Raw genomic sequence first — 17,925 nt, forward strand, 5'->3', positions numbered from 1 at the left:
GACCCCGCCGCGCGCGTCGGCCCACGGTTTGGATCGTGACTACGACCCCGGTCGTACGTTCAGGGCGTCAGCCTGAGGGTGTGCGCGGCGGCCTTCTTGACCGACTCCGGTGTGGAGCTCATCGGCAGCAGGTCGCCCCTGGCCCACACCTCCGCCTGGTCCCAGTAGTTGTCGTGGAAGGCATGCCCGGAAGCGCCCGTCAGGTTGATCCATTGGGAGGCGTCCAGGTCGGACAGATCGACGATCATGCGCATCGACGGCACGGCGCTGACCGTGTAGTCCCTCTGAACGTTCCAACCCGTGGCGTTCAGCGCGTCCTTGCTCCCCGCCACGGCGAACGGGCCGCGGTTGAACAGCCACTCGACCGGCGCGATCCCCGAGGTCCCCAGCGAGCCGTTGACCAGCTCCAGCTGGTGCAGGTCGCCCCACCGCCACGCGCCGGCGTCCGTCCCGAGCCGTTCCGACAGCTCGTGGTAGGCCGACGCCATTGCCTGCCGCAGGATGTCGTCACGCTTCTCCGTATGGTTCTTCGTGGTCACGTCATCCCAGAAGGGGTCGTCCGGGAGTTGGAGCAGGCGCCTGATCACCTCGTACCAGCGGTCGCCTCCGGCCGGCCTGGCCCCCTCCGGCAGCTCGTCGTTGAACGTCAGCACGAGCAGCTGCCGCCAGACCGCGTTGAAGAACGCGGCGGGTGCGGAATCGGCGCTCTGCGTGCCGTCCCACGCCTTCAGCAGCTCCCTGGCCTGAGCGCTCGGGCCCGCCAGGTCCACCTCCATCAGCGCCGGCACCAGCGTGTCCGCGAAGCCGTTGTGGGTGTCCTGCTGGATCCGGGACATGGTCGCCGCGTCGACCTTGCCCTTCTCGATCGCGTCCTTGACGAGGTCGCGGATACGCTCGGAGCGGTAGCCGTGCGCCCAGTCCGCGGTCAGCAGCGGCCGGTAGCGCCTGGGGTCGATGACCGCGTTGTTCGCCGTCACGATGAAACCGTCCGCCGGGTCCTCCACTGACGGCAGCTGGTCGTACGGGATGGGCGCCGCCCTCCAGTCGTACTCGCCCGTCCACCCGGGGACGGGCCAGGTGCCGTCGCCTTTCTGGCGTACGGGGATACGCCCGGGCGCCTGGTAGCCGATCTTGCCCGTGGTGTCGGCGTACACCAGGTTCTGCGCGGGCACGTCGAACAGCGCCGCCGCGGCCTTGAACTCCTGCCAGTCGGCGGCCTTGTCCAACGCGAAGATCGCGTCGGCGCTTTTGCCAGGGGTCAGCGCCGTCCACTGCAGCGCGACCGCGTTCGCCTCGCCGGTGGGCTTGGCGTCACCGATCACCTCGTTGATCAGCGGGCCGTGCACGGTGCTCCGCACGGTGATCGTGACGGGGGAGCCGCCGGCCACCTTGATCTGCTCCTGCCTGGTTTCCAGCTTCAGCTGCTCGCCCTTGTGCAGGTACGTGTCGCCGTCCACCTTCTCCAGGAACAGGTCGGCCACGTCGGGACCCAGGTTCGTGAAACCCCACGCGATCTTGTCCGTGTGCCCGATGATCACGCCGGGAACGCCGGAGAAGGTGAACCCCGTGACGTCGAACGGGCACTCCTCGGAGACCTTCCTGCAGTGCAGCCCCGCCTGGTACCAGACGGACGGCATCTGCGGGGACAGGTGCGGGTCGTTGGCCAGCAGCGGCTTGCCACTGGCGGTGTGCGCGCCGGAGATCACCCACGAGTTCGACCCGACACCCTCGCGGTCCTCGGTGCCCATCGTGCTCGGCACGGCGTCCATCGTCGCGGCCGCCTGGGTCAGCGCGCCGACGCCGGCGCGCAGCCGCGGCTCGGCTCGCTGGTTGAAGCGGTCCTCATCGATGGTGCCCTCGGTGACGATCGGGGAGTGGCGGTCGTACGGGTAGCCGGGGTAGAGCTGCTCGACCCGCTCCCTGGGCAGCGTGGCGGCGATCAGCGCCCGGTCGATCTCGTCCTCCATGTTGGAGCGCAGGTCCCAGGCCATGGCCTTCAGCCAGGAGAGGGAGTCGACCGCGGTCCACGGCTCCGGCTGGTAGGCGCTGTTCTGGAGCTTCAGAACGGAGTATTCGAGGCTGCGATCAGAGGCGTTGGGGTTGGCGCTGAGCCAGGCGTTCACACCCTTGGCGTACGCGTTGAGGTAGTCCTGGGTCGGCTTGGCCAGCTCGGGCAGCTCCTGTTCGGCGACCCTGCGCCAGCCCATGGTCCTGAGCGCCTTGTCCGTGCCGAGGGTGGACGCGCCGAAGAGCTCCGAGAGGCGGCCCGCGGTCATATGGCGGCGGAAGTCCATCTCGTAGAAGCGGTCCTGGGCGTGGACGAACCCTTGGGCCATGAAGAGGTCGGCGGCGCTGCCGGCGTAGATATGGGGGACTCCCCATTTATCGCGAGAAATCTCTACATCGTCGGATAACCCGGGTAGTCGCAACGATCCATCCACCTGCGGGAACGACTTCCGCACGGTGTAGACGACGACCCCTGCCAGCACGAGGGCCAGGGCGAGAAGAACGGTCAACACCCGAGCGAACCACCGCAACGGCCGCGGCATCCACGCATAGGGCCTCACCGGCACCTCCATCTTGCCGAAACTGGCACTAAGTCTGACAGCCCGCGATCACTGCTCCAGCCGACTTCACGGGCCTTCGCAGGCGACTTTGAGGTGGCGGTCACAGGAGGCTGCCGAGGTCTCACCCGCCGTAGACGGTTGGGGTCATGAACAGCCCGGCGGCGCACGGTGATGCGGCGAGCGGCGGTAAGGGTGGGTCAGGTCCAGGTTTGGCCGTCGGGGGTGTCAGAGACGCGGACCCCCAGAGCGGACAGTTCGTCCCGGAGGCGATCAGCCTCCTTCCAGTCCATCGCCTCGCGCGCCCGGGCCCTCGCCTCCAGGAGTTCCCCCGCCCCCGGGGGCAGCACGCGCACCTTGCCGATGTCCGTGGACAGATCCAGCCCGAGCACCTGGTCCAGGTGCAGAAATGATTCGAACTTGGCCCCCGGGGCCACCGACTCGTCCCGCTCCAGCTCCCGCAGCACCCGCAAGGCCTCGGGCGTGTCCAGGTCGTCGGCGAAGGCGGCCTCCACCCGCTCCACGTACGTGGACGCCATCGGCGCGCTGGGCGACTCGGCCCACTCGGCCACGCGCGTCCGCCACCGCCGCACCGTGCGATCGGCCGCTCGCAGCGTGTCCCACGTCAGGTTCATCTGCTGCCGGTAGCGGTGCTCCATGAACGCCATCCGCACGGCGAGCGGATCGAGCCCGGCCGCCACCACGTCGGACAGCAGCACCACGTTGCCCGTCGACTTCGCCATCTTGCGCCCGTCGAACAGCAGGTGCTCCCCGTGCACCCAGTGCCGTACGACCTCCTGCCCCGCCGCCGCGTTGGACTGGGCCCGTTCGTCCTCGTGGTGGGGGAAGCGCAGGTCGATCCCGCCGGTGTGGAGGTCGAAGGGCGCCCCGAGGTAGCGCAGCGACATGGCCGAGCACTCGACGTGCCACCCCGGGAACCCCCGCCCCCACGGAGCCTCCCAGGTCAGCTCGCCTTCGGCGGGCTTCCACAGGGCCCAGTCGGCGTGGAAGCGCTTGCGCGGGTCGACGGTGTCCACGCGGTGGGCCGGCTTCAGTGCATCCAGGCGATTTCCAGAAATTTCGCCGTAGGTGGGAAATGTCCGTACGTCAAAGAACACCGATCCGTCCGGCACCACATACGCGTGCTCCTTCTCGATCAGCTTGGTGATCAGCTCGATCATCAGCTCGATCGTCTCGCTCGCGCGCGGCGTATGCTCCGGCGGACGGAGGTTGAGCGCGGCGGTGTCGGACCTGAAGGCGTCCTCGTAGAAGCGCGCCAGCTCCCGCACGGAGCGCCCTTCGGCCTGCGCCTCCGCCACGACCTTGTCGACCCCGGAGTCGGTCAGGTGGCCGACGTCGGTGATGTTCTGGCAGGCCAGCACGCGCGTCCGCCGCCGCTCGAGCACCCGCCTGATCAGGTCGGACAGCAGGTAGGTGCGCAGGTTGCCCACATGCGCGTAGCGGTAGACCGTCGGCCCGCAGGTGTAGATCCGCGCCGCCCGCCCGAAGGTGAGCTCCTCGACCTGCCTGGTCCGCGTGTCGTAGATCCGCAACATCTCCCGAGCCTAACCGACCCCGGACAGCCGCAGCTCACTCGCCCAGGAAGCCGAGGATGTCCCGGTCGCCGCGCTCGCGCAGCCTGCCCAGGATCTCCTCGCGAGTGGCCGTGTCGGGCAGCCCGATCCTGGCCCCGATCAGCCGCAGCCCCTCCATCTCCGAGCTGACCGGAGCGGTGTAGCCGAACAGGTAGAGCGCACGATTGATGGGCGGCATCCCGACGGGCGCGGCAGGCAGGTAGCGGGTCAGCAACTCGCCGCCGTCCGACACGGTGAGGAAGACGTGGTCGCCCTCGCTCGCCTTGTACTCGGCCAGCACGTTCCTGATCGACCCCATGGTCGGCTGGTTGTGCCAGCTGATCACCACGTCACCGGACGGCGCCGAGGCGGTCAGCTGCCCACCGGGCGCCATGCCGAGGTAGGCCGCGAACCCCGTCGGCAGCGGCGACCCCGACCCGCGCAGGTGCTCGGCGTTGATGTCCACCCGATGCCACCAGCGCCCGTCGCGGGAGCGGAAGCTGCGGCGGGTCTCCGACACGTCCTTGCGCGGCTGGTAAGGCTCCGACTCCCCGCTCGGCGAGGTGCCCGCCACGCGGATCCAGCCCCGCTGCGTGCGCTCGAACCCGGGACCGCCCGAGTACGCCCGCACCGAGCTCTCGCTGACGTCGTACTGGGAGGTCAGGTTCGTCACGATCGTGCTCACCGACGCCTCGCCGCCGGCCCGCTCGATCTCCCTGGCGATCATCTCCCTGATCCCCAGATACTCCTCACCGCCCCACCGGGTGAGCCCGTACTTGTTCCTGTCCACCCGCATGAACCGCTCGTCGGCGGTGAGCTGGTTGCGGATCCCGACCAGGCTGTAGTCCTCGCCGATGCGCTCCTGGATCTCCTCGGGCGCCAGGGGCGCGCCCGCCACCGCCAGCACCGCCTCCGCCTTCTCGTTGATGCTGCGCGGCCACGGCACCACGTGCTGGCCGAGCACGCGCAGCTGCGGCACGGCCAGGATCCACCGCTCGGCCACGTCCTCGCGCACGCCGAGCTGGGACACCATGGACAGGGCCTCGCCGAGCGGGTGCGGCCCGTCGGCGAACAGCTGGCGCGTCTTCTCGCGCAGCTCGTCCGCCCCGCCCGCGACGAGCCAGCCGTCGGACTGCTCAAAGCCGGTGAGCAGCGTGCGCACGAACCGCCACGCGGGCATCCCGAGCGTACGCAGCTCGGTCCCGTGCCACGGAACGGCGGCCTGCAGGTCGTCGGCGGGGACGGCGGAGCCGAGCCGGGTACGCAGCCACGCCACGTGTGCCACCAGCGCCACCGCGTCGGGCCCGGCGAGCCAGGCCTCCACGTGGTCGCGCAGGTCGCGCTCGATCTGCCTGATCCGCTCCCGCGTCACCGAGAAGCGCTGCGCCAGCTCGTCGAGCGTGGCCCGCTGCGCCGCGTACAGCCGGTCGCGGGCGATGGCCCGCTGCCGCTCGTCCAGCGCCGCGAACAGCGCGTCGATCACTTCGGGCAGCGGCCTGTCCGGCAGGGAGGGCGCGGGCACCGCGTCGGGCACGGGCTCGAGCAGGCGCTCGAACACGCCGGTGAACAGCTTCTGCACGACGTCCTTGCCCAGCGACTCCGGCGTGCGCTCGGCCTCGGCGGGATCGGAGAAGCGCACCAGCGGCAGGATGTCGCCGAGCATCAAGTGCGCCCAGCAGGCCACGGCCAGGTCGGCCAGGTGGCTCGCCACGGTCTGGGTGCCGACGATGGCGCACGCGCGGTCGAGGGGGATCGCCTGCCACCAGGCCTCGGGCAGCTGGGGCTCCTCCACGATCGGCGCGATTTGACCAGGGGAGGTCCAGCGCACAGGTGGCGCGAGGTCGCTCAGGCTGAGATTCATTGAGGTCCAACCGGCAATGGGAAGTATCCGCAGTTCAGAGTATGTGATCAGAGGGGTATAAAGGGGCTGCCTCTTCCGGAATGGGAGATATAGAGCATCGCCCGCGCACGTGTGCAGGCGACGAACAGTATGCTCCGCTCGCGCTGCAGGGCTCGAGCCCTTGCGCCAGGTTCTTCCGGCGGCGGCTCGGGCACCACGCCCTCCGCCACGCCGATCAGCGCCACCCGCTCGAACTCCAGCCCCTTCAGATGCTGGAAGGTCGAGGCCCGCACGTCCAGGCCCGCCAGCGCCTTCCTGGCCTGCCGGACGAGCCGGGTGGTGCGGGCGCCGACGGCGATCTCGCCGGTGGGCACGCCGTCGGCCAGCCACGACTCGATCGTGGCCCGCAGCCCGGCCAGCTCCGACTCGGGCGAGTCGTACGCCCTGATCATCGGGCGTTCGCCATGGTGCATCGCGCGGTAGCCGTACATCTCGGTCGCGCCCCTGACCAGGCCGGGCGCCGGGCCGCCGCCGCGCAGCCGGACCACGAAGGACAGCAGCTCCTGCGGCAGCCGATAGGAAACCTTCAGGGAGTGTTGCTGGGCGGGGATGCCGAGGGCGCCCAGAGCCACCCGCGTGTCGGTGACCCGCTGGTGCGGATCGCCCACGATGAACAGGTCGTCGTGGGCGCGCGGCACCGCCGCCCGCAGCAGCCGCCACTGCGCCGGGCTGATGTCCTGCGCCTCGTCCACCACGATGTGACGGTACGGCTTGCGCTCCGGCTCCACGTCGTCCAGCAGGTCGCCGGTCGTGAGCGACAACAGCCTGAGCGCCTCGTCCGTCAGCTGGGCCAGCGACCGCGCCCCCGGGCCGACCAGCGGCGGGCGGCGGCCCTCCGCGTCGGCCACGATGCGCATGGCCAGGCGCTCGGCATTGTCCACTTCGACCCGCTTGCGGATGATCTCGTCCTCGATCAGCTCGTCCAGCCTGGCCGACAGCTCCTCAGCGAGGCCCTGCGAGAGCGTGATGAGCAGGACGGGACCGCTGCCGTTCGCGGCCAGGTGGGCGGCGCGGTGCAGGGCGATGACGGTCTTGCCGGTGCCCGCGCCGCCGACCACCAGCACCGGATGCTCGTAGCGGGCCGCCCTGGACAGCCGGTGCTGTGCCGGATGAGGGAACGTGCACCACTCCGGCGCCCCCAGAACCCGGTCGAGCGCCACCTTGTCGGCCGCGAACGCCGCCCGGTCCGGGCTGCGCCGCAGCGCCGCGTGCAGGTCCTCGGGGTCGATCGCCCCGGTGTCGTCGTCCGAGGCGCGCCAGGCGTCCAGCTCGCGCCAGGCCTCCGCCAGCGAGCCGCCGCGCGCCAGCACGGCGAGCGGAAGGTGCTGGGTGGGCGGCAGCAGGGGTTCGAGCGCGGCCACGTCGGCCTCGGTCGTGATGAGCCGGAACAGGGGCAGGGCGTGCCCGTCCAGGCCGAGCGCCAGCAGGTCGCCGTCGCAGATCGGGGCGAACAGCCGCGACGAGCCGGCGGACCTGCGTAACGCGGGCTCCACCCGCTCCAGGGCCTCGGCGTCCCACTCCTCGACGACGCCGACCACGGGATTGACGCCGTATCTGTGGCGTTGCGCGTACGACCAGGCCTCGGGGTCGGGCAGGACCGTACGCAGCCAATAGACGTCCCGCTGGCGTACCACCACCCCGCGATGCCCCTCGGCCAGCCGCAGCGTGGCGACCCGCGGATCCCTGGCCCCCCGCACCCGCTGGGGGTGCGGGGCGCCGGCCACGTTCAGCAGGAACCGGCGCAGCGCGACCACGGCGTCCCTGCGCACTGGCTGGGCCAGTGCGCTGAGCTCCCTGGGAAACTCAGGGCCGATCGCGAGCCGCGGCACAGGCTCAGTCCAAGAGGGCGAGCAAATCGCGGTCTCCGCGTTCGCGGAGCCTGACGAGCAGGTCCGGCAGGCTGACCGGACCCGTCATGCCGATCCTCGTGGCGATCACCCGAGCCGCCTGATCTTTGGTACCGCCCGGAGCCGTGTACCCGACCAGTCGCAGCGCCTTGGTGATCTTCTCGGCGCCCTGCGCGGCGACCGGCAGGTGCCTGGCCCGCAGCACGCCCTCGTCCGACAGCGTCAGGAACAGGTGCCCGCCCTCGCGGGCGCCGACGTCCACGAGGAGGCGTTCGATGGATTCGAGCACCGGCCTGCCGTGCCAGGTCATGGTCAGCTCGCCCGCGGCGCTCCTGACCGTCCTGCTCTCGCCCGGCGACAAGCCCAGGTAGGAAGCGAAGCCCGTCGGCAGCGCGCACTCGCCGCCCGCCAGTTGCTCGGCGGTCACGTCGATGCGCAACCACCAGCGGCCGTCCGGCTGCCTGAAGCAGCGCCTGGTCTGGGAGACGTCCTTCAGCGGCTGGTACGGCTTCTGCTCGCCCTGCCCGCCGTTGGACTCGCCCGGCGGGGGCGCGGCCGGGGCGAACGCCTGGAACTGCGGCGGGCCGGGGGGCGGCGGCATCGGCACGTGGCCGAACGCCGACTGCGGCGGCAGCTCCATCGGCGGGTGCGGCCGCGGCGGGGGTGGCAGGTCGATCTGGGGCTGCTGGGCCACGGGCTGGGCCTGGCCAGGCAGCGTGGCCAGCACGAACTGCCAGGCGGGCACCTCCAGCGCGCGGATCTCCACCCTGTGCCAGTCGGCCGCGCCGATCAGCTGCTCCTTGGGTGCCGCGGGGCCGAGCGTCCTGCGCAGCTCGTCCAGATGCGCCCGGTACGGGGCCGCCTCCTCGCTGGCCAGCCAGCGGTTCAGGCGGTCGCGGAACTCGTCCTCCGTGGCGGAGATCTCGGCCGGCGGGACGGCGAACAGCTTGGCCAGCTGGTCCACGGCCGAGGGCTCGTCCGTGAACACCCGGTTCTGCGCCACGGCCCAGCTCTTGTCGTCCAGCCCGGCGAACGCGGACTCGATGAGCTGGGGGAGCTCCTGCTCGTGCGCTTCGGCCGCGGCCGGCTCCTCTTCCTCGTCCGCCTGTCCTGCTTCGGCGCTCTCCTCCGGAGCGCCCTCAGCTTGGGGGCGCTCCTCCAGGGCTCCCTCGGCTTCCGCGCTTTCCTGCAGAGCACCCTCGGCTTGGGGGCTCTCCTCGAGTGCGCCGACGGCTTCGGGGGTCTCCTCCGGTGCGCCGACGACTTCGGCGCCTTCCTCCGGAGCGTCCTCGGCTTCGACGGCCTGCTCCGGGGCGCCATCGTCCTCGGGCGAGCTCCGGCGCGCTTCTTCCGCAAACGCGGCCGCTTCTTCGGCCGACGGCTCCGGCGTGGGCTCCTCGGCCGCGTGCAGCACGGGCTCGGGCCCATCGCCCGCCTCCACGGCGGGGTCGGCGTCGGCGTACAGCACCGGCGCGGCGCCTTCCTCCGGAGCGCCCGCGGCTTCGGCGGCCTGCTCCGGGGTGCCCTCGGCCTCGGGAGTGCGCCGGGGCGCTTCTTCCGCAAACGCGGCCGCTTCTTCGGCCGACGGCTCCGGCGTGGGCTCCTCGGCCGCGTGCAGCACGGGCTCGGGCCCATCGCCCGCCTCGACAGCGGGCTCGGCATCGGCGTCCAGCACCGGCGCGGCGCCTTCCGGCACGTCTTGAGCCGCGGCCTGCTGAGCCGCGGCCTGCTGAGCCGCGGCCTGCTGAGCCGCGGCCTGCTGAGCCGCGCCCTCCTGAGCCGCCGCCTCCTGGGGGGCGCTCTCGAGGCCGTCCGCGCCTGCTGCGGCGGGCTGGAGGTCGCCTTCGGCCAGCGCGGCGGCCTCATGCTCGACCGGCGCATGCGCGGCCTGCGCGGGCTCCTGGGGCGCTGGCACCGACTGCGGCGCCTCAGCGACGGGCTCGGTCGCGGGCACCGGCTCCGGCGCGGGCTCGGGTTCCGGCGCGGATGCGGGCTCGGTGGGCTGTGGCAGGCCGTGCTGCTCGTCCCGCGGCGCGGGGATAGCCGCCGCGGGAGCCGGGCCGGCCGCCGATGAGGCCACCGAGGCCGTCCGGGCGGCCTGCGGGGACGCAATGCGGGCGAACACGGCCGCGAACAGCGTGTTGAGTACTGGGCGCGCCTGAATGAACGGCTGGTCGACCAGCTCCTGGCTGGTCAGCCCCAGCAGCCCGGGCCACGACCCGGCCCGGTCGAGCGCGATCGCGACGGCGGGCTCGTCGGCGTCATCCGGGTCGAGCACGTGCAGCGCGGGCAGCACGTCACCCAGTGCCGCCGCCGGCCACTGCTCGAGGGCGATCTCCGTCAGCAGCTCGCCCAGGGACTCCGGGCCGATGGCGGCGAGGACATGCGGCATGGGCAGACTGCGCCACCACGCATCCGGCAGGTCCGGCTGCCCGGTGAGTAGCGTGATCGTCGACGCGTCGCTCCACCTCAACGGTGGTACGAGGTCGCTCAGGCAGAAGTTCATCCCGTTCCGTTCACCAGCCCCTCACGCCGCCGCAGCGGTGCAGCCATAATCTCGCCGCCCACGGAACAGACCATAGTCCGGCAAAACAGCCCTACGCATCATGCACTACGCATCAGCGCCGAACAGCGGCAAAGCGCAAACGCACGTAGTCGGCCATCCAGCCAGTCTCCCTGCGAAGCGCGGGCGCTGCCAGCTCATTGACCCGACGAAGCAGGGGCTCCACGATGTCCGGCGCGAGCCCCTTGAGCGCCGAGGCGGCGAACATGCGTACCCAATCGGCCGCCCCGCCAGGGCATTCGTCAAGTGGGGTCGGCCGGTCGAAGTATTCGAGCAGCCTGACGACGAACCCCTCCTGCTCGAGCCGGCGGGCGTACTCGGCAGGCGTGGGAAAGTACCACGGCAGGTCGGGCTCCTGCAGGCCGTACTCGCGCCAGGCGGTCAGCATCGCGGCGGTCAGCTCGGCGCAGTTGCCCGCCCCGCCCATCTCGGCGACGAAGCGCCCGCCGGGCGTGAGCGCCTCGCGCACGTTGGCGATCACGACGGCGGGATCCCGGCTCATCCAGTGCAGCGCCGCGTTGGAGAAGACCGCGTCGTACGGGTCCACCACGGTGAAGTCGTGCCCGTCCCCGACGATGAAGTTGATGCCCGGGTACTGCGCCAGCGCCTTCTCGATCATGGCGGACGAGCCGTCGATGCCCAGGACGTCCGCGCCCCTGAAGGCGAGCTGCGCGGTGAGCACGCCCGTGCCGCACCCGAGGTCGAGCACGCGCTCGCCGGGCCGCGGATCCAGCAGGTCGACCAGCGGTGCGCCCTGTGTGGAGACGTAGCCGAAGCTGCTGTCGTAGGCGCGACTGTTCCACCGCTCCAAACTCGGTGTGTCGTATCGCAAGACGATCAGCTCACATTCGTCAGACATCGGGCCCCCGTGGCCGTGCTGTCTGTTCACTTTAGAGCCTGAACGTCCCTAGGACATATCAAGTCACATTGGACTCATCCCACGCTCTTCGTCCATTCCCTCTTCAAGTACGCCTTCGCCGCGTCTGCCTGGGGAATCGTCATGAGGACGGGCGGCCCGGGCGCCTTGGGCAGTTTGGCCGCCTGGGCCGTGTCGAGCGTGCCCTTCATGGTCATGGCCTCACCGCGGGCCGGCCGGGCCCAGCCCTTCTGCAGCAGGTTCTGGCCCTCGTCCGAGAACAGGAACTCCTGCCACAGGCGGGCCGCGGCCGGGTGCGGGGCGGCCTTGTTGATCGCCTGCACGTGGTAGCCGCCGAGCGCCGCGTCCCGCGGGATCGTCACCTGCCACGCGTCGGGCTGGCCGGCGCTGCGGGCGGCGTTCAGGTGATCCCAGGCGACGATCGTGTTGGCCCTGGCCAGGTCGGTGAGCCGGCCGCCTTGCTTGAGCTTGGCGAACAGCTCCACCCCTTGCTCGGGCCGAGGCACTCCGGCCCGCATGGAGGCCGCCATCACGCCGCCGAACGCCGACGCCGAGCGCAGCGGGTCCCCGTCGAGCGCCACCCGGTAGCCGGGCTGGAGCAGGTCGGCGAAGGAGGCAGGGGGCTTGACCGCGCGCGGGTCGTACCCGATGGACATGTAGCCGCCGTAGGCGGCGTACCAGGCGCCGGACGGATCCTTCACGTCGTCGGGCAGGTCCTGCCAGCCCAGCACCTTGTATGGCGCGAACCTGGCCGCCTCGCGCACCGCGACGTCCAGGGTCAGGTCGAACACGTCGGGCTTGAGCTGCGCGGCCGCGTCGATCTGGCGGCGGCTGCTCGCGCCGGGCTCGAGCTCGTTGACCTTGAGCCCGTACTTGTCGGCGAAGGTGTCGATGATCTCGCCGTAGTTGACCCAGTCGCGGGGCAGCGCGATCACGTTGAGCTCGCCCTCCCGCTTGGCGGCCTCGGCGAGGCGCTCCATGTTGGCGAAGCCGGACTTCAGCGAGCCCGCCTGCACGTTGACCGGCGGCAGGTTCTCAGCCGGTTGCGACGATGATGTGGACGCGCCGCATCCGGCGCTGGCGAGAAGGGCTGCTGCGGCGGCGCAGGTACGTACAGTCACACTTGAAATACTTACCGTTACATTCGCTCAGGTCGAGGAGGCGCGGCCGGGACGACCTTGGCCGCCACCAGCGTCTCCTCAAGAATCTCCACCAGCGTGCCGTCTTTTTTACGAAGTCTGAGCACGCCAGACTCCCAGGACTCGAGGATCCCTACCGCATCGCGATACCCTCCAGGTACGCGCCTGCGTGTGGTGATCCGTTTACCTGTGTCCTGACTTGTGATCGCGATAACGAGGCGTGCGGCCACGAGTTTGCCACCCTCCGTTTCGGCCAGCTGGCAAGCACGGCAATACTAGGGCGTAGCAAACCGCGGTCAGACTCATGCCATGGTGCGGAGAAGAAGGAGCTCGAGGTGACCTACGTCATCGCGCAGCCTTGCGTGGACGTCCTGGACAAGGCGTGCATCGAGGAATGCCCCGTCGATTGCATCTACGAGGGCGAGCGCATGCTTTACATCCACCCCGACGAGTGCGTGGACTGCGGCGCGTGTGAGCCTGTATGCCCCGTCGAGGCGATTTTCTATGAGGACGACCTTCCCGAGCAGTGGAAGGACTACTACAAGGCGAACGTGGACTTCTTCGAAGACCTCGGCTCGCCCGGTGGTGCCTCCAAGGTCGGGAAGATCGACAAGGACCACCCGGTGGTGGCCGCCCTGCCGCCGCAGGCTGAGGACCACTAACCGGTCCTGATACGCCTCGCGAGGGGGCATCCGGTCCGGATGCGCCCTCGCGGCGTGTGCTTTTCGTACGGCAATGCGACACCCTGGAGAACCGTGAACAACCTGCCCGACTTCCCCTGGGACCGGCTGGAGCCGTACAAGGAGCGCGCGCTCGCACATCCCGACGGCATCGTCGACCTCTCGATCGGCACGCCGATCGACTCCGTGCCCGAGGTCGTCATGAACGCCCTCGTCCAGGCCGCCGACAGCCCCGGCTACCCGTTCACCCACGGCACCAAGGCGCTGCGCGAGGCCGCGGCGGGGTGGCTGCGGCGCAGGCACGGCGTCACCGTCGAGCAGCAGGACGTGCTCCCGCTGATCGGCTCCAAGGAGTTCGTCGCCTGGCTGCCCACCTATCTCGGCGCCCGGCGCGTGGTCTTCCCCGAGCTGGCCTACCCCACCTATGACGTGGGCGCCCGCCTGGCCGGGGCCGTGGCCACGGCCTCCGACAGCACGCTCGCGCTCGGCCCCGAGCAGGTGGACCTGCTCTGGGTCAACTCGCCCGGCAACCCCACCGGCCGGGTGCTGCCCGCCGAGCACCTGCGCAAGGTCGTCTCCTGGGCCCGCGAGCGCGGCACGATCGTCGCCTCCGACGAGTGCTACATCGAGCTCGGCTGGGAAGAGGAGCCGGTCTCGATCCTCCACCCCGACGTCTGCGGCGGCTCCCACGAAGGGCTGCTCGCGGTTCACTCACTCTCCAAGCGCTCCAACCTGGCCGGCTACCGTGCCGGGTTCGTGACGGGCGATCCCGTCCTGGTCAAGCGGCTGCTGGAGATCCGCAAGCACGCGGGCATGATGATGCCGGCCCCCGCGCAGGCCGCGATGACGGCCGCGCTCGGGGACGACGCGCACGCCGACGCCCAGCGCGAGCTCTACGCCGCGCGCCGCGCCCTGCTGCGGCCCGCGCTGGAGCAGGCGGGCTGGCAGATCGACCATTCGACGGCAGGGCTCTACTTCTGGGCATCGAACGGGCAGAACGCCTGGGACCAGGTAGGCAAGCTTTCCGAAATCGGTATTCTGGTCGCCCCCGGCGAGTTCTACGGAGCGGCAGGTGCGCGGCACATCCGGATCGCCGTCACCGCCACTGACGAACGCATCAGTGCGGCGGTGCGCCGCCTCCAGTAGGATCGCCCGTCAAAAGCAAGCCAACAAATCGATAAGGGCTTACGCCGAGGCAGGCCGCGAGTGGAGCGAGCTGATCGATGAGCGTGACCTCCATGGTCGTACTCGGGCTGAGCATCGCCCTGGTCCTCCTGCTGCTGGGAGCCTTCGTGGCCACCTTGCGGCAAGACAGGAAGGGCCGCACGAGCACGCCGCCGCCGGTGGTCGAGGTCGCTTCCGTCGAGACCCCCATGCCGGCTCCGGTCAGCGTGCCGGGGCAGGCCGGCACCGATTACATCGACCCGCGCACGATCCAGGTGGGTGATCGGATCGAAGTGCTCGGGTCGCCCGCCCGTGTGCTGGGCGCCATGCACATTTCGTGGCAGGGGCAGCAGTGGACCGAATACCTGTTGCGGGATGCTTCCCGGCGCCGCCAGTGGCTCTCGGTCGAGGTGCGTGCCGGCGAGCGGCCGCATTTGGAAGTGTTGCTCTGGAACGACGTGCCCACGCAGGGCATGATCCCGGCCAAGAGCATGCTGATCATGGAGGGCGTGGAGTTCTTCCCGATCGAGCGGGGCACGGCGGCGTTCCGGAGCGAGGGAGACACCGGTAACCCCGATCGGGGATTGCTCGACTTCGCCGACTACCGCGCCTCCGACGGACGGTTGCTGTCCTTCGAACGCATTCAGGGCAGCGGCTGGACGGCCAGCTACGCCCAGCCCTTGCCGCCCGGCTCCATCTCCATCGTCCGCCGCGCCTCGTAGCGCACCCCGCCGGAGCGGGTCAGGAGAGCTCGACCTGGGCGGTGCCGGACGTGTCGCCGGCTTTCCAGCCTTCCAGCTCGACGTCGTTGGACCACGTGGCGCCGCTGTAGCGGACCTGGCTCAGCGCGTATTTCTCGGCGTGGGCCACCGACCAGGCGGCGATCAGCCACCCGCGCTTCTTGCTGACGATCGCGGTGCTGCCCAGCGCCCGGGCGAGCTGCTTGCGTGCCTCGGTCGTCTTGGGCCGCGGCGCCGGGGTCTTGGCCGTCGGATACCAGCAGTGCACGGCCTGCGGCACCCGGCCGGTGAAGGCCGCGGCGAGGATCTTGGCCTCCCCCTCGTGCGGCGCGTACGCGTAGCCGCCTGCCGAGCGCTGCACCGCCTGGGCCGCCTCCGCCAGGGGGATCTTCCGGTAGTTCTTCACCTTCACCAGGGCGGCGAAGAACTTGTTCGTGGCGTAGACGGGGTCCATGAGCTGCTCCTTGCGGCCCCACCCCTGCGACTCGCGCTGCTGGAACACGCCCACCGAGTCACGGTCACCGTATTCCAGGTTCAGCAGCTTCGACTCCTGGATCGCGGTCGCGTAGGCGATGACCACGGCCCGCTCGGGCAGCTTCCTGCGCGCCGCCACGGCGGCGATCGTGGCGGAGATCTGCGCCTGCTCTGGTTGGAGCTCACGGACGCCGTCGGGGGTGCGCACGACGCAGTAGGGGTCCGGCACCGCCAGCGGCGTCGCCTTCTTCAGCAGGTGGTAGACGCCCACGGATATGCCCACGGCGAGCACGACCATGATGATCGCGATGGTGATGACTCCACGGGAGAACCGCATGCGCACCCTGAAAAACCTACCCGGCCTGGATAAGCTCCGTGGCCATGAGTGACGTGAGCACCTCCACACCGATATCCCCGGCCATAGACAAGCTGTGGGAGCGTCGCACGGAGCTGTCGACCTCCGACGTCGACGCGCGCCACACGGTCGTCGGCGCGGTGGATCAGCTCGACAAGGGCGAGGCCAGGGCGGCTCGCCTGGTGGACGGCGAGGTCGTGGTGGACGAGCGCGCCAAAAGGGCGATCCTGCTCGCCTTCAAGGTGCTGGGCATGGCGCGGTCCCAGGTGGGCGACTTCCATCACCACGACAGGATCCCGTTGAAGAGCTCGTTCGACGGGGTGCGGGTGGTGCCGGGCGCGATCGCCCGCTGGGGCGCCTATCTGGCGCCCGGGGTGGTGCTGATGCCGTCGTTCACCAACATCGGGGCGTACGTGGACGCCGGGACGATGGTCGACACCTGGGCCACGGTAGGATCATGCGCCCAGATCGGACAAAACGTGCATCTTTCCGGCGGTGTCGGCATCGGCGGCGTGCTGGAGCCGCCCAACGCCGTGCCGGTCGTCATCGAGGACGAGGCGCTCATCGGCAGCCGGGCGATGATCGTCGAGGGCGCCCGGGTGGGGCAGGGCGCGGTCGTCGGCGCCGGCACGATCCTGTCGGGCACGATCCCGGTGATCGACGTGGAGACGGGCGAGGAGCTGGCCCGCGGCAGGATCCCCGACTGGTGCGTGGCGGTCGGGGGCACCAGACAGAAGGAATACCCCGGAGGCACGTTCGGGCTGCCCTGCGTGCTGGTGATCAAGCGGCTGAAGCCGGGGCAGCGGCACGACAAGGCGGCGCTCAACGAGGTGCTGCGGGAACACGGAGTGAACACCTGATGCTGGACCTGACGCAGGACGTACGCGCGCTCACCGCCGCGATCGTGGACATCGAGTCGGTGAGCGGCGACGAGCGGGCGCTGGCCGACGCGGTCGAGCGGGCCCTGTCCCCGCTGCCGCACCTGAAGGTGGAGCGGTCGGGGGAGACCGTCGTGGCCCGCACCCACCTGGGACGCGCCGAGCGCGTGCTGATCGCCGGGCACCTCGACACCGTCCCCGTGGCCGCCAACCTGCCCAGCCGGGTGGACGGCGACCTGCTCTACGGGTGCGGCACCTCCGACATGAAGGCCGGCGTGGCGGTCGCGCTCAAGCTGGCGGCCACCGTGCCGGCGCCCAACAAGGACGTGACCTACGTCTTCTACGACTGCGAGGAGGTCGAGGCCGAGCGCAACGGCCTCACCCGGGTGGCCAGGGACCACGCCGACTGGCTGCTGGCCGACTTCGCGGTGCTGATGGAGCCGACCGACGGCGTGATCGAGGGCGGTTGTCAGGGCACGCTGCGCGCCGATGTCACCGTGACGGGCAAGCGGGCGCACAGCGCCAGGTCGTGGTTCGGGGTCAACGCCATTCATGGGATCGAGCCGGTGCTGGCCCGGCTGAATGCCTACGAGCCGCGCCGGCCGGTCGTGGACGCGCTCGAATACCACGAGGGACTCAACGCGGTCGGCGTGCGGGGCGGCGTGGCCGGCAATGTCATCCCGGACGAGTGCGTGGTGACGGTCAACTACCGGTTCGCGCCCGACCTGTCGATCGAGCAGGCGCAGGAGCACGTACGGGAGGTGTTCGACGGGTTCGCGGTGAGCTTCGTGGACGCCGCGCCGGGGGCCAGGCCGGGGCTCACGCATCCGGTGGCGGCGGCGTTCACCGCGGCCGTCGGCGGCACGCCGCGGGCCAAGCTGGGCTGGACGGACGTCGCCCGCTTCTCCGCGCTGGGCGTGCCGGCCGTGAACTACGGGCCCGGCGATCCGAACCTCGCGCACCAGCAGGGCGAGTACGTGTCGCTGTCGAAGATCGTCGAGAGCGAGCGTGCGATGCTGGACTGGCTCACAAAATGAAAGTGGCCCTCCTCGCCGGCCATTTGGCGGGGAAGACCACTTTCAGTCCCGAGCAGCACCCTCGACGATTAGACGCGGGCTAGTCGAAATCCGGTTCCCTGGTTTCTTCAAGATTTTTTCTGCGGATGTTCTA

At 70.4% G+C, this 17,925-nt stretch carries 14 protein-coding genes; 5 read left to right on the top strand and 9 right to left on the bottom strand.

Annotation, left to right across the window (positions count from 1 at the left end; all coding sequences use genetic code 11):
* Positions 1 to 59 precede the first annotated feature (59 nt).
* The 8 genes from Q9G87_RS51260 to Q9G87_RS51295 form a co-directional block, all read right to left on the bottom strand.
* Positions 60 to 2,549 (bottom strand): penicillin acylase family protein, encoded by a 2,490-nt coding sequence (locus Q9G87_RS51260; RefSeq protein WP_305924035.1) that lies wholly within the window; start codon positions 2,547 to 2,549, stop codon positions 60 to 62.
* Between the two features lie 215 nt (positions 2,550 to 2,764).
* Positions 2,765 to 4,120: a cysteine--tRNA ligase gene (gene cysS / locus Q9G87_RS51265; RefSeq protein ID WP_305923984.1), complete on the bottom strand. Its 1,356-nt coding sequence runs from the start codon at positions 4,118 to 4,120 to the stop codon at positions 2,765 to 2,767.
* 34 nt (positions 4,121 to 4,154) lie between these two features.
* Positions 4,155 to 5,930 carry a sigma factor-like helix-turn-helix DNA-binding protein gene (locus Q9G87_RS51270; protein WP_305923985.1) on the bottom strand — a complete coding sequence of 592 codons (1,776 nt, stop codon included), beginning with the start codon at positions 5,928 to 5,930 and terminating at the stop codon, positions 4,155 to 4,157.
* A gap of 116 nt (positions 5,931 to 6,046) precedes the next feature.
* On the bottom strand, positions 6,047 to 7,867 hold the full coding sequence (locus Q9G87_RS51275) for a UvrD-helicase domain-containing protein (protein ID WP_305923986.1): 1,821 nt from the start codon (positions 7,865 to 7,867) through the stop codon (positions 6,047 to 6,049).
* Positions 7,868 to 7,871: 4 nt separating this feature from the next.
* On the bottom strand, positions 7,872 to 10,391 hold the full coding sequence (locus Q9G87_RS51280; protein ID WP_305923987.1) for an ICP22 family protein: 2,520 nt from the start codon (positions 10,389 to 10,391) through the stop codon (positions 7,872 to 7,874).
* A gap of 112 nt (positions 10,392 to 10,503) precedes the next feature.
* The gene (locus Q9G87_RS51285; RefSeq protein WP_305923988.1) at positions 10,504 to 11,307 is read right to left on the bottom strand and encodes a class I SAM-dependent methyltransferase; all 804 of its coding nucleotides are present in this window, start codon (positions 11,305 to 11,307) and stop codon (positions 10,504 to 10,506) included.
* Positions 11,308 to 11,381: 74 nt separating this feature from the next.
* The gene (locus Q9G87_RS51290) at positions 11,382 to 12,446 is read right to left on the bottom strand and encodes an ABC transporter substrate-binding protein (protein ID WP_305923989.1); all 1,065 of its coding nucleotides are present in this window, start codon (positions 12,444 to 12,446) and stop codon (positions 11,382 to 11,384) included.
* 17 nt (positions 12,447 to 12,463) lie between these two features.
* Positions 12,464 to 12,694, bottom strand: a complete 231-nt coding sequence (locus Q9G87_RS51295; protein ID WP_305923990.1) for a putative acetyltransferase — start codon at positions 12,692 to 12,694, stop codon at positions 12,464 to 12,466.
* A gap of 105 nt (positions 12,695 to 12,799) precedes the next feature.
* On the opposite strand from Q9G87_RS51295, the gene fdxA reads away from it, so the two are divergent.
* From fdxA to Q9G87_RS51310, 3 genes are all read left to right on the top strand, one after another.
* Positions 12,800 to 13,126, top strand: coding sequence for a ferredoxin (gene fdxA, locus Q9G87_RS51300; protein WP_305923991.1), 327 nt, complete (start codon positions 12,800 to 12,802; stop codon positions 13,124 to 13,126).
* Between the two features lie 93 nt (positions 13,127 to 13,219).
* The gene (dapC, locus tag Q9G87_RS51305) at positions 13,220 to 14,290 is read left to right on the top strand and encodes a succinyldiaminopimelate transaminase (RefSeq protein WP_305923992.1); all 1,071 of its coding nucleotides are present in this window, start codon (positions 13,220 to 13,222) and stop codon (positions 14,288 to 14,290) included.
* 77 nt (positions 14,291 to 14,367) lie between these two features.
* The gene (locus Q9G87_RS51310; protein WP_305923993.1) at positions 14,368 to 15,030 is read left to right on the top strand and encodes a DUF4178 domain-containing protein; all 663 of its coding nucleotides are present in this window, start codon (positions 14,368 to 14,370) and stop codon (positions 15,028 to 15,030) included.
* Positions 15,031 to 15,049: 19 nt separating this feature from the next.
* On the opposite strand, the gene Q9G87_RS51315 is transcribed toward Q9G87_RS51310, so the two are convergent.
* On the bottom strand, positions 15,050 to 15,859 hold the full coding sequence (locus Q9G87_RS51315) for a hypothetical protein (RefSeq protein WP_305924036.1): 810 nt from the start codon (positions 15,857 to 15,859) through the stop codon (positions 15,050 to 15,052).
* A gap of 44 nt (positions 15,860 to 15,903) precedes the next feature.
* On the opposite strand from Q9G87_RS51315, the gene Q9G87_RS51320 reads away from it, so the two are divergent.
* Positions 15,904 to 16,737 (top strand): 2,3,4,5-tetrahydropyridine-2,6-dicarboxylate N-succinyltransferase, encoded by an 834-nt coding sequence (locus tag Q9G87_RS51320; RefSeq protein WP_305923994.1) that lies wholly within the window; start codon positions 15,904 to 15,906, stop codon positions 16,735 to 16,737.
* A complete protein-coding gene (dapE, locus tag Q9G87_RS51325) occupies positions 16,737 to 17,792 on the top strand; it encodes a succinyl-diaminopimelate desuccinylase (RefSeq protein WP_305923995.1) in 1,056 nt (351 codons plus the stop codon). The genes Q9G87_RS51320 and dapE overlap by 1 nt, the downstream gene beginning before the upstream one ends.
* The last annotated feature ends 133 nt before the right edge of the window (positions 17,793 to 17,925 follow it).

Origin of the sequence: Nonomuraea turcica, assembly GCF_030718205.1 — a bacterium.
Classification (GTDB): domain Bacteria; phylum Actinomycetota; class Actinomycetes; order Streptosporangiales; family Streptosporangiaceae; genus Nonomuraea.

What these genes read in the sequence shown, in the direction of transcription:
- cysS (WP_305923984.1), bottom strand. Translation starts at nt 4,120, where the DNA reads ATGTTGCGGATCTACGACACGCGGACCAGGCAGGTCGAGGAGCTCACC.
- dapE (WP_305923995.1), top strand. Translation starts at nt 16,737, where the DNA reads ATGCTGGACCTGACGCAGGACGTACGCGCGCTCACCGCCGCGATCGTG.
- Q9G87_RS51260 (WP_305924035.1), bottom strand. Translation starts at nt 2,549, where the DNA reads ATGCCGCGGCCGTTGCGGTGGTTCGCTCGGGTGTTGACCGTTCTTCTC.
- Q9G87_RS51280 (WP_305923987.1), bottom strand. Translation starts at nt 10,391, where the DNA reads ATGAACTTCTGCCTGAGCGACCTCGTACCACCGTTGAGGTGGAGCGAC.
- Q9G87_RS51315 (WP_305924036.1), bottom strand. Translation starts at nt 15,859, where the DNA reads ATGCGGTTCTCCCGTGGAGTCATCACCATCGCGATCATCATGGTCGTG.
- Q9G87_RS51310 (WP_305923993.1), top strand. Translation starts at nt 14,368, where the DNA reads ATGAGCGTGACCTCCATGGTCGTACTCGGGCTGAGCATCGCCCTGGTC.
- Q9G87_RS51285 (WP_305923988.1), bottom strand. Translation starts at nt 11,307, where the DNA reads ATGTCTGACGAATGTGAGCTGATCGTCTTGCGATACGACACACCGAGT.
- Q9G87_RS51320 (WP_305923994.1), top strand. Translation starts at nt 15,904, where the DNA reads ATGAGTGACGTGAGCACCTCCACACCGATATCCCCGGCCATAGACAAG.